We start from the raw sequence: 11208 nt of genomic DNA on the forward strand, positions 1-11208 counted from the left end.
GGTGCATTTCAAGCGACCCGCGCCCCGAAATCCTTGCCAGAACACGCCCCTTGCGCAAAGCTGACCCAAGGGAGAGCCCCCCGCTCTACGCCGCATCGGGCGGGGGAAGCCGGAAACCGGTATCGCGGCGGAACATGTCATGGAAATTGCGTTTCTTCTCAATGGAGAAACCCAGCATTTGCGGGTGGATGACCCCACGCAAAGCCTGCTTGATTGGCTGCGCGCCGAAGGTCTGACCGGCACGAAGGAGGGCTGCAACGAGGGCGATTGCGGCGCCTGCACGGTGATGGTGAGTGACGCGGCAGGCAGCCGGGCGGTCAATGCCTGCCTGACGATGCTGCCGCAGATCGCGGGCAAGGCGCTGCGCACGATCGAGGGGATCGCGGCGCCCGATGGCCGCCTGCACCCGGTGCAACAGGCGATGATCGACCATCACGGCAGCCAATGCGGCTTTTGCACCCCCGGTTTCATCGTGTCGATGGCCGCCGCCCATGGCCAGGGCCGCAAGGATTACGACGACCTTCTGGCGGGCAATCTCTGCCGCTGCACCGGCTACGCCCCGATCCTGCGCGCCGCCGAAGCCGCCGCAACGGAACCGCCCGCCGACTGGCTGCAAGCCGATGCCTCTTTCACCTTGGCGGAAATATCCTCGGGGGTGCGGGGGCAGACAGCCCCCGCCTTTCTGCCCGAAACCACCGAAGCGCTGGCCGAATGGGTTCTCGCCCATCCCGAGGCCACGCTGATCGCGGGCGGCACCGATGTCAGCCTTTGGGTGACGAAGGCGCTCCGCGACCTGTCCGAGGTCGCTTTTATAAGCCATTGCAAGGACCTGGCGCAGATCCGCGACACCGCCGACGGGGTCGAGATCGGCGCGGGTGTCACCATTGCCGCCCTGCGCCGCTGGGCCGAGGGACCGCATCCGGCGCTGGCCGGACTGTTGCGCCGCTTTGCGTCGGAACAGGTGCGGCAGGTGGCGACGATCGGCGGCAATATCGCGAACGGCTCGCCCATCGGCGACGGGCCTCCGGCGCTGATCGCGATGGGGGCAAGCCTGACCCTGCGCCGCGGAAACGAGCGCCGCACGATGCCGCTGGAGGATTTCTTTCTGGACTATCGCAAGCAGGACCGGCGTCCGGGCGAATTCGTCGAAAGCTTCACCTTGCCGAAATCGGCGCCGGGGCTGCGCTGCTACAAACTGTCGAAAAGGTTCGATCAGGACATTTCTGCAGTGTGTGGATGCTTCAATCTGACCCTGAAAGGTTCGAAAATTGAAACTGCCCGCGTGGCCTATGGCGGCATGGCGGGCATTCCGAAGCGCGCCTCGGCCTTCGAGGCGGCCCTGATCGGGCGGGATTTCACCGAAGACACCATCGCCGCCGCGCTGCCGCTGCTGGAGCGGGATTTCACGCCGCTGTCCGACATGCGCGCCTCGGCCATCTATCGGATGAACGCGGCGCAAGCCATGGCCCTGCGCTATGTCCGCGAGCTTTCCGGTCTGCCCGTTTCGGTGCTGGAGGTGATGCCATGAGCGTCGGCAAACCGCTGCCGCATGACTCGGCGCGCGCGCATGTGACCGGGCAGGCGCGCTATCTTGATGACCTGCCCTGCCCCGCGACCACGCTGCATCTGGCCTTCGGCCTGTCGAGCGAAGCTTCGGCCGAGATCACCGCGCTGGATCTGGACCCGGTGCGGCGCAGCCCCGGGGTGGTGGCCGTTTTCACCGCGGCGGACCTGCCGCACGACAACGACGCCTCGCCCGCGCCGAGCCCCGAGCCGGTTCTGGCCTCGGGCGAGGTGCATTGCATCGGCCAGCCGATCTTTCTGGTCGCCGCCACCAGCCATCGTGCGGCACGGATCGCGGCGCGCAAGGCGCGCATCACCTATGCGCCGCGCCCGGCGATTCTGACGCTTGATCAGGCGCTTGCCGCGAACAGCCGGTTCGAGGGCGGGCCGGTGATCTGGGCGCGCGGCGATGTCGAAACCGCGCTTTCGGGGGCGGCGCATCTGGCCGAAGGCACGTTCGAGATCGGCGGGCAGGAGCATTTCTACCTTGAGGGACAGGCGGCACTGGCGCTGCCCGCCGAGGGCGGTGTGGTCATCCACTGTTCCAGCCAGCATCCGTCTGAGATCCAGCACAAGGTCGCCCATGCTTTGGGGCTGGCCTTTCACGATGTCCGGGTCGAGATGCGGCGGATGGGCGGGGGCTTTGGCGGCAAGGAAAGTCAGGGCAATCATCTGGCGATTGCCTGCGCCGTGGCGGCGCTGGCGACCGGGCGGCCCTGCAAGATGCGCTACGACCGCGACGACGACATGGTGATCACCGGCAAGCGGCATGATTTCCGCATCCGCTACCGGATCGGCGCCGATGCTTCGGGCAAACTTGTCGGCGCCGATTTCGTGCATCTGGCGCGTTGCGGCTGGTCGGCGGATCTGAGCCTGCCAGTCTGCGACCGCGCCATGTTGCATGCCGATGGCAGCTATTTCGTCCCCGCCCTGCGCATCGAGAGCCATCGTCTGCGCACGAACACGCAGTCGAACACCGCCTTTCGCGGTTTCGGCGGCCCGCAGGGGCTGCTGGGGATGGAACGCGCGATCGAGCATCTGGCGCGGGTCATGGGCCGGGATCCGGCCGAGTTGCGGGCGTTGAATTTCTATGATCCGCCGGAGACGGGGGGGGGGCCCTCTGCCCCCCCGCCCCCCCCCGAGCGTATTGGGACCAAGAAAAAGCAGACGACGCATTATGGCCCAGGAGGTGGAAGACTGCGTGCTGCCCGAGCTGGTCGCACGCTTGCAGAAATCTGCGAATTTTGCCGCGCGGAAGGCCGAAATTGCCGATTGGAATAGCACAAATCGAACCTTGGCGCGTGGGATTGCGCTTTCGCCGGTGAAGTTCGGGATTTCCTTCACGCTGACCCATCTCAATCAGGCGGGCGCGCTGGTGCAGATCTATACCGATGGCTCGGTGGCGCTCAACCACGGCGGCACCGAGATGGGTCAGGGGCTGCATGCGAAGATGGTGCAGGTCGCGGCGGCGGTTCTGGGGATTGATCCGGCGCAGGTGCGGATCACCGCGACGGACACGTCGAAAGTGCCCAATACCTCGGCCACGGCGGCCTCTTCGGGGGCCGACATGAACGGCATGGCGGTGAAGGACGCCTGCGAGACCCTGCGCGGCCGGCTGGCCGACTTCGTCTCCGCACGCGCGGGCTGCGCCGCGACCGAGGTAATCTTCGACGCCGGGCAGGTGCGGGCACCGGGCCAGCGCTGGAGCTTTGCCGAGATCGTCGCGGCGGCCTATATGGCGCGGATTTCCCTTTCTGCGACGGGGTTTTACGCGACGCCCAAGCTGTCCTGGGACCGGCTGCGCGGTCAGGGGCGGCCGTTCCTCTATTTCGCCTATGGCGCGGCGATCACCGAGGTGGTGATTGACCGGCTGACCGGCGAAAACCGCATCCTGCGCGCCGATATCCTGCACGATGCCGGGGCCAGCCTGAACCCGGCGCTCGATATCGGCCAGATCGAGGGCGCCTATGTGCAGGGCGCGGGCTGGCTCACGACCGAGGAACTGGTCTGGGACGGGCGCGGGCGGCTGATGACCCATGCGCCCTCGACCTACAAGATCCCGGCCTTTTCCGACCGCCCGCGGATCTTCAACGTCGCGCTCTGGGATCAGCCGAACCGCGAGGACACGATCTTTCGCTCGAAAGCCGTGGGCGAACCGCCCTTCCTTTTGGGCATTTCGGCCTTTCTGGCGCTGAACGACGCCTGCGCGGCCTGTGGTCCGCATTGGCCCGATCTGCAGGCCCCCGCCACGCCCGAAGCGGTTCTGGCCGCCGTCCGCCGCGCCGAGGGGCGGGCATGAGCCTTGATCTTCAAGCCCTTGCGCAGGCGGCGGCCAAGGGGCCCTTTGTCCGGGTGCTGGTGGTCGAGACCAAGGGCTCGACCCCGCGCGAGGTCGGCGCCGAGATGCGGGTCTGGGCGGAGCGCACCGAAGGCACGATCGGCGGCGGCACGCTGGAGGCCGAGGCGATCACCATCGCCCGCGGCCTTCGCGCCCCTGCCCTGCGCCGCTTTGCGCTGGGTCCGGCGCTGGGCCAATGCTGCGGCGGATCGGTGACGCTGGCCTTCGAACCACTGGATGGCGAAAGCCTGGCACAGATCGAGGGGCCGTTTCATGCCCGGCCGCTGACCGCGACCGACATGCCGCTGTCGGTGCAGCGCGCGCTGGCCCGGGCGCGCAACAGCGGCGCGGCCCCGCCGCTGCTGATTGATGGCTGGCTGATCGAGCCGCTGGCCCCCCCGGCGCAGGAGCTTTGGATCTGGGGCGCGGGTCATGTCGGGCGCGCACTGGTGGCCACGCTTGCGCCGCTGCCGCATTGGGCGATCCGCTGGGCCGATTTCGACGAAAGCCGATTCCCGCAGGCGATTCCCGCGGGCGTCACCCCCGTCATTGCCGAAAATCCCGCCGATCTGGTGCCGCTTGCCGCAAGGTCAGCACACCATCTGATCCTGACCTATTCCCATGCGCTCGACCTCGAGTTGTGTCACCGGATTCTGCGCCACGGCTTTGCTGCCTGCGGCTTGATCGGCTCGCAGACCAAATGGTCAAGATTTCAGCACCGCCTGCGCGATCTGGGGCACGCCCACGCGCAAATTTCGCGCATTGCCTGCCCGATAGGCGATCCGGCGCTTGGAAAGGAACCGCAGGCCATTGCGATTTCCGTCGCCGCCGCGCTACTGAGAGAGCGGGTCGGCCATGCCGGGCTGACCGTCAACACGGAAGGACAGACCGGGTGACAGGGTCGCTGCTCAAGATCGAGGGCCTGACCAAGGCCTATCCCGGGGTCGTGGCGAACGACGGCGTCGGTTTCGAGGTTGCGCCGGGCAAGGTGCATGCGCTTTTGGGCGAAAACGGCGCGGGCAAATCGACGCTGGTGAAGATGATCTACGGGCTGGTGAAGCCCGATGCCGGGCGGATGACCTTCATGGGCGCCCCCTACACACCGGCCGAGCCGCGGGCGGCGCGGGCTGCGGGCGTCGCGATGGTGTTTCAGCATTTCTCGCTCTTCGAGGCGCTGAACGTGGCCGAAAACGTCGCGCTGGGCATGGAAAACCCGCCGCCAATGCGCGATCTGGCCGAACGGATACGCGCGATTTCCACGGCTTACGGGCTGCCGCTGGATCCGGCGCGGATCGTTGGCGATCTCTCGGCCGGGGAACGCCAGCGGGTCGAGATCATCCGCTGCCTGTTGCAGGACCCGAAGCTTCTGATCATGGACGAGCCGACTTCGGTGCTGACGCCGCAAGAGGTCGAGATCCTGTTTCATACCCTGCGCAAGCTGGCCGCCGAGGGCACGGCGATTCTTTATATTTCTCATAAGCTTGAGGAGATCCGCAGCCTCTGCGACGGTGCGACGATCCTGCGCGGCGGCAAGGTGGTGGCAAGCTGCATCCCGCGCGAGAAATCGGCGCGCGAGCTGGCCGAGCTGATGGTGGGCGGCGAATTTGCCGCGACCGACCGGGCCGGGCGGAAAAGCGGCGCGGTGATCCTGGAGGTTGACCGGCTGAACCTGCCGCCGATGACGCAATTCGGCCCGGCGCTGAAAGAGGTCAGCTTCACCCTGGCCGCGGGCGAGGTGCTGGGCATCGGCGGCGTCGCGGGCAACGGGCAGGAGGAATTGCTGGCGACGCTTTCGGGCGAACGCCCCTCGGGCGCGGGGACGGTCAGCCTGCACGGGCAGGACATTTCCGACCTTGGCCCGAACGACCGCCGCCGTCTGGGGCTGCTGGCCGCGCCCGAAGAACGGCTGGGCCATGCCGCCGTGCCGAACCTGAGCCTGACGGAAAACGCGATCCTGACCGGCACCGTGCGCAGGCCCTTGACGCGGAACGGATTTCTGAACATGGGCGCGGCGCGGCGCTTTGCCGAGGAAATCATCAAGGGCTTCGACGTCCGCACCCCGGGGCCGCATGTGGCGGCGCGTGCGCTCTCGGGCGGCAATCTGCAGAAATTCGTCATCGGCCGCGAGGTGCTGCAAGCGCCCGAGGTTCTGGTGGTGAACCAGCCCACCTGGGGCGTCGATGCCGCCGCCGCCGCCGCGATCCGGCAATCGCTTCTGGATCTGGCGGCCAAGGGAGCGGCGGTGATCGTGATCAGCCAAGACCTTGACGAGCTTATGGAAATCGCCGATCGCTTCTGCGCGCTGAACGAGGGGCGGCTGTCCGATCCGCGCCCGACCGAGGGGCTGACGATGGAAGAGATCGGGCTGATGCTGGGCGGCGCCCATGGCATGCAGGAGGCGGCGCTGTGATTACCCTGATCAAACGCCCGACGCCCTCGCGCTTGTGGTCCTTCACCACGCCGGTTCTGGCGGTCATCGCCACGATGATCGCGGGCGGGGTTCTGTTCGCCATTCTGGGCAAGGACCCGGTCGCGGCGATCAAGGTGATCTTTTACGACCCGCTCTTCGGCCCGAATGCCGCCTATTTCCGCGGCCAGCTGCTGGTCAAGGCCGGGCCCCTGATCCTGATCGCGGCGGGTCTCGCCGTGGGCTTCCGCGCGGGCATCTGGAACATCGGCGCCGAGGGGCAGTATATCATCGGCGCGCTGGCGGGCGCCTCGGTCGCGCTGGCGGCCTTTCCCGCGGAAAGCCATTGGCTTTTCCCCGCGATGGTGGTGGCGGGCGCGCTGGGCGGCTGGATCTGGGGGATGATCCCGGCGGTGCTGAAGGTGCTTTTCGGCACGTCCGAAATCCTTGTCTCGCTAATGCTGGTCTATGTGGCGCAGAATTTCCTCGCCTGGGCGGCCTTTGGCCCGCTGAAGAACCCCGAGGGCTACGGCTTTCCCGGCTCGCGCAACCTGCAGCAATATCCGTCCGCCCATAACCCCGAACTGATCGCGGGCACCGGCATGCATTGGGGGGTCGTCGCGGCCTTTGTCGCGGTGATCGCCACCTATGTGCTGATGAGCCGCCACATCGCGGGCTTCCGCATCCGCGTAGCGGGCGAGGCCCCCCGCGCAGCGCGCTTTGCGGGCGTGCTTCCGGCGAAACTCGTGATGTTCTGTCTGGGCCTGTCCGGGGCCCTGGCGGGCCTTGCGGGGATGTTCGAGGTGGCGGGACCGAACGGCCAGATCACCGACAGTTTCAACGCGGGCTATGGCTTCACGGCGATCATCGTGGCCTTCCTTGGGCGGCTCAATGCGATCGGCATCCTGCTGGCCGGGCTGCTCATGGCGCTGACCTATATCGGCGGCGACATGGCGCAGCTGATGCTGGGCCTGCCCACCGCGGCGATTCAGGTCTTTCAGGGCATGTTGTTGTTTTTCCTCTTGGGATTCGACCTGCTCACGCAGTACCGTCTGCGCCTTGGAAAGGGCTCGAAATGATCGGCGGCATTGATATCGTCATCCTGATCGCGGCGCTGATGGCGGCCTCGACGCCGGTTCTCTTGGCGGCGACGGGCGAGCTTGTGGCCGAAAAGGCGGGCGTGCTGAACCTGGGCGTCGAGGGGATGATGATCGTCGGCGCCGTCGCGGGCTTTGCCACCGCCGTCACCACCGGCAGCCCGGTGCTGGGCTTTGCGGGGGGCGCGCTGGCGGGGGCGCTTCTGGCCAGCCTTTTTGCCCTGCTGACGCAGGTCTTCCTGTCGAACCAGACCGCCACCGGCCTTGCGCTGACGCTCTTCGGGTTGGGCCTCTCGGCGCTGGCGGGCAAGGGCTTCGAAGGCGTGCGCCCGCCCGCGACCGGCAAGATGCCCTTCGGACCGCTGGCCGATCTGCCGGTGATCGGCCCGATCCTGTTCGGTCATGACTGGATGGTCTATGCCTCGCTCCTGCTGGTGGCCGGGGTCTGGGCGTTTCTGAAATATGCGCGCTTGGGGCTGATCCTGCGCGCCGTGGGCGAGAACCACGATGCCGCCCATGCGCTGGGCTACCGCGTCATCGCCGTGCGCTGCGCCGCGCTGGTCTTTGGCGGCGCGCTGGCGGGGCTGGGCGGGGCCTATCTGTCCCTTGTGCGCGTGCCGCAATGGACCGAGGGGATGACCGCGGGCGCGGGCTGGATTGCGCTGGCCATCGTCGTCTTCGCCAGCTGGCGGGCCGAGCGCGTGCTGATTGGCGCCTATCTTTTCGGCGGCATCTCCGCGCTGCAGCTGCAGCTGCAGGCGGCGGGCTATGCGATCCCGGTGCATTTCCTGTCGATGGCGCCTTATGTGATCACCGTGCTGGTGCTGGTGATCCTCTCCGCAACCCACCGCCACGGGGCACCGGCCGCGCCGGCGGCGCTGGGGCGGTCTTTCCACGCCTCGAGCTGAGGCCAACCCCGGGCATCCGCCCGCAACAAGGAAGCTCCCATGGACCGCAGATCCTTCCTGAAAACCACCGCCGCCACCGCGACGCTTGCCGCCGTCGGCCTGCCGGTGGCCGCCGCCGATCCGCTGAAGATCGGCTTCATCTATGTCGGCCCGGTGGGCGACATGGGCTGGTCGTATCAGCATGACGTTGCCCGCCGCGAAATGGAGGCGGCGCTGGGCGGCAAGGTCGTCACCTCCTTCATCGAGAACGTGCCCGAAGGCCCGGATGCCGAACGCGCCCTGACCCAGCTCGCGCTTGAGGGCAACCAGCTGATCTTCGCCACCTCGTTTGGCTTCATGGATGCCACGGTGAACGTGGCCGCGAAATTCCCGAACGTGAAATTCGAACACGCGACGGGCTACAAGCGCGCCGACAACCTTGCCACCTATGACGCGCGCTTCTACGAAGGCCGCGCCATTCAGGGCACGATCGCGGGCCGGATGACGAAGACCAACAAGATCGGCTATATCGGCTCCTTCCCGATCCCCGAGGTCATTCAGGGCATCAACGCCGCCTATATCCACGCCAAGAAGGTGAACCCGGATGTCGAGATCAAGGTGGTCTGGGCCTACACCTGGTTCGACCCGGCGAAAGAGGCCGACGCCGCCGCCGCGCTGATCGCCGAGGGCTGCGATTTCATCCTGCAGCACACCGACTCGACCGCGCCGCAGGCGAAGGCGCAGGAAGCGGGCAATGTCTTCACCTTCGGGCAGGCCTCGGACATGGAAGCCTTCAAGCCCGCGCCCCGCGTCGCCTCGACGATCGACAACTGGGCGCCCTATTACATCAAGCGCGCGCAGGCGCTGGTGGATGGCACCTGGGCCTCGGAAGGCACCTGGGGCGGCATCGGCACCGGCATGGTGGGCATCGGCGAGATCACCTCGGCCGTCCCCGCCGAGGTGAAGGCCGAAGCCGAAGCGATGATCGCGAAGATCGGCGACGGCTCCTATCACCCCTTCACCGGCCCGTTGAAAAAGCAGGACGGCAGCGACTGGCTGGCCGAGGGCAAGACCCCCGAGGATGGCGAACTGGCGGGGATGAACTTCTTCGTCGAAGGCATTGCGGCTGAAATGCCCAAGTGACCTGACCCGGTTTCATGCTAAGGTTGTGGGGCGGACGCTTGTCCGCCCCTTTCTTTTGCGCCCGTCCTGCGGGACCGATCTTCCCGCTTGACAGGTTACTGATTCACATTCCCATATGTGCATATACGGGCCTCGGCCCGACAGCCAGTTCGGGGAGGGACAAATGGCTCATATCGTGGTTCTGGGGGCCGGTTTGGGCGGCGCCATCATGGCATACGAGTTGCGCGAGCAGGTGCGCAAGGAGGACAAGGTCACCGTCATCACCAAGGACCCGATGTATCACTTCGTGCCCTCGAACCCCTGGGTGGCGGTGGGCTGGCGGTCGCGCAAGGACATCACCGTCGATCTGGCGCCGACGATGGCCAGAAAGAACATCGACTTCATCCCGGTGGCGGCGAAGCGCCTGCATCCGGGCGAAAACCGGGTCGAGCTGGAGAATGGCCAGTCGGTCAGCTACGATCAGCTGGTGATCGCCACGGGCCCCGAACTGGCTTTCGACGAGATCGAGGGCTTCGGACCGGAGGGCCACACCCAGTCGATCTGCCATATCGACCATGCCGAGGATGCGCGTCTGGCCTTCGAACGCTTTTGCGAAAACCCCGGCCCGATCATCATCGGCGCGGCGCAAGGCGCCAGCTGCTTCGGCCCGGCTTACGAATTCACCTTCATCCTCGATACCGCGCTGCGCAAGCGCAAGATCCGCGACAAGGTGCCGATGACCTTCGTCACCTCGGAGCCCTATGTCGGCCATCTGGGGCTGGACGGGGTGGGCGACACCAAGGGCCTGCTGGAAGGCAACCTGCGGGAAAAGCACATCAAATGGATGACCTCGACGCGGATCAAACGCGTCGAAAAGGGCAAGATGGTGGTCGAGGAGGTGAACGAGGACGGCACGGCCAAGCCCGAGAAAGAGCTGCCCTTCGGCTATGCGATGATGCTGCCCGCCTTCCGCGGCATCAAGGCGCTGATGGGGCTTGACGGGCTGGTGAACCCGCGCGGCTTCGTCATCGTCGATCAGCACCAGCAGAACCCGACCTACCGGAACATCTTCGCGGTGGGGGTCTGCGTGGCGATCCCGCCGATCGGGCCGACGCCGGTGCCCTGCGGCGTGCCGAAGACCGGCTTCATGATCGAAAGCATGGTCACCGCCACCGCCCACAACATCGGCCGCGTCGTGCGCGGGCTCGACCCCGACGAGGTCGGCAGCTGGAACGCCGTCTGTCTGGCCGATTTCGGCGATCAGGGCATCGCCTTTGTCGCGCAGCCGCAGATCCCGCCGCGCAACGTGAACTGGTCAAGCCAGGGCCGCTGGGTGCATTGGGCCAAGGAAGGGTTCGAGCGCTATTTCATGCACAAGCTGCGCCGCGGCACTTCCGAGACCTTCTATGAAAAGGCCGCGATGAAGTTTCTGGGCATCGACAAGCTGAAGGCCGTGAAAAAGGGGTAAGCGCGCCCCGCTCCCCTTGGCACGGAGGCGAAGGACAGGCGCGGGACACCGCGCCTGTTTTCCGTCAGTTCGCGGGCGCGGAGGTGACAGGAGCGGTGGCGGCGGGGGCCGGTTTCGCCGTGGCGGCGGCGGCCGCGGCGGCCTGGGCCTTGGCGCGTTCCTCGTGGCGCCAGATGCCGAAGAATTCGAACCCGCCCAAAGCCAGGGCGATCCCGATCGCGATCAGGTAATTCTTCGAGGTGCCAAGCGGCGAGGGCGGCAGGTTCGACATGATCTTGCTCCTTTCGGGCCGGGGTGCAGATAGCGCCAAGGATAGGGCGGCGGCG

At 66.7% G+C, this 11208-nt stretch carries 8 protein-coding genes and 1 pseudogene; 8 read left to right on the forward strand and 1 reads right to left on the reverse strand.

The window, feature by feature from the left end:
- Positions 1 to 139: 139 nt before the first annotated feature.
- From xdhA to ACTTAG_RS13615, 8 genes and pseudogenes are all read left to right on the forward strand, one after another.
- Positions 140 to 1528, forward strand: a complete 1389-nt coding sequence (gene xdhA / locus ACTTAG_RS13580; protein ID WP_444462769.1) for a xanthine dehydrogenase small subunit — start codon at positions 140 to 142, stop codon at positions 1526 to 1528.
- Positions 1525 to 3862 (forward strand): annotated as a pseudogene (gene xdhB / locus ACTTAG_RS13585) (xanthine dehydrogenase molybdopterin binding subunit). The gene xdhA and the pseudogene xdhB overlap by 4 nt, the downstream one beginning before the upstream one ends.
- Positions 3859 to 4797 carry a xanthine dehydrogenase accessory protein XdhC gene (xdhC, locus tag ACTTAG_RS13590; protein ID WP_444462770.1) on the forward strand — a complete coding sequence of 313 codons (939 nt, stop codon included), beginning with the start codon at positions 3859 to 3861 and terminating at the stop codon, positions 4795 to 4797. Before xdhB ends, xdhC begins: the two are co-directional and overlap by 4 nt.
- Positions 4794 to 6311: an ABC transporter ATP-binding protein gene (locus tag ACTTAG_RS13595; protein WP_444462771.1), complete on the forward strand. Its 1518-nt coding sequence runs from the start codon at positions 4794 to 4796 to the stop codon at positions 6309 to 6311. The genes xdhC and ACTTAG_RS13595 overlap by 4 nt, the downstream gene beginning before the upstream one ends.
- The gene (locus ACTTAG_RS13600; RefSeq protein ID WP_444462772.1) at positions 6308 to 7387 is read left to right on the forward strand and encodes an ABC transporter permease; all 1080 of its coding nucleotides are present in this window, start codon (positions 6308 to 6310) and stop codon (positions 7385 to 7387) included. Before ACTTAG_RS13595 ends, ACTTAG_RS13600 begins: the two co-directional genes overlap by 4 nt.
- A complete protein-coding gene (locus ACTTAG_RS13605; RefSeq protein ID WP_444462773.1) occupies positions 7384 to 8313 on the forward strand; it encodes an ABC transporter permease in 930 nt (309 codons plus the stop codon). The genes ACTTAG_RS13600 and ACTTAG_RS13605 overlap by 4 nt, the downstream gene beginning before the upstream one ends.
- 39 nt (positions 8314 to 8352) lie before the next feature.
- Entirely contained in the window at positions 8353 to 9435 is a 1083-nt protein-coding gene (locus ACTTAG_RS13610) for a BMP family ABC transporter substrate-binding protein (protein ID WP_444462774.1), read from the forward strand.
- A gap of 163 nt (positions 9436 to 9598) precedes the next feature.
- Positions 9599 to 10882 carry an NAD(P)/FAD-dependent oxidoreductase gene (locus tag ACTTAG_RS13615; RefSeq protein ID WP_444462775.1) on the forward strand — a complete coding sequence of 428 codons (1284 nt, stop codon included), beginning with the start codon at positions 9599 to 9601 and terminating at the stop codon, positions 10880 to 10882.
- A gap of 64 nt (positions 10883 to 10946) precedes the next feature.
- Here ACTTAG_RS13615 and ACTTAG_RS13620 read toward each other — a convergent pair whose 3' ends face one another.
- Positions 10947 to 11153 (reverse strand): hypothetical protein, encoded by a 207-nt coding sequence (locus ACTTAG_RS13620; RefSeq protein ID WP_444462776.1) that lies wholly within the window; start codon positions 11151 to 11153, stop codon positions 10947 to 10949.
- Positions 11154 to 11208 lie beyond the last annotated feature (55 nt).

This window comes from Rhodobacter capsulatus, assembly GCF_052363185.1.
In the GTDB taxonomy this organism is placed as follows: Bacteria; Pseudomonadota; Alphaproteobacteria; order Rhodobacterales; family Rhodobacteraceae; genus Rhodobacter; species Rhodobacter capsulatus_E.

Excerpts from the sequence above, each read along its gene's own strand:
- xdhA (WP_444462769.1), top strand. The coding sequence starts at position 140 with ATGGAAATTGCGTTTCTTCTCAATGGAGAAACCCAGCATTTGCGGGTG.
- xdhC (WP_444462770.1), top strand. The coding sequence starts at position 3,859 with ATGAGCCTTGATCTTCAAGCCCTTGCGCAGGCGGCGGCCAAGGGGCCC.
- ACTTAG_RS13605 (WP_444462773.1), top strand. The coding sequence starts at position 7,384 with ATGATCGGCGGCATTGATATCGTCATCCTGATCGCGGCGCTGATGGCG.
- ACTTAG_RS13610 (WP_444462774.1), top strand. The coding sequence starts at position 8,353 with ATGGACCGCAGATCCTTCCTGAAAACCACCGCCGCCACCGCGACGCTT.
- ACTTAG_RS13615 (WP_444462775.1), top strand. The coding sequence starts at position 9,599 with ATGGCTCATATCGTGGTTCTGGGGGCCGGTTTGGGCGGCGCCATCATG.
- ACTTAG_RS13620 (WP_444462776.1), bottom strand. The coding sequence starts at position 11,153 with ATGTCGAACCTGCCGCCCTCGCCGCTTGGCACCTCGAAGAATTACCTG.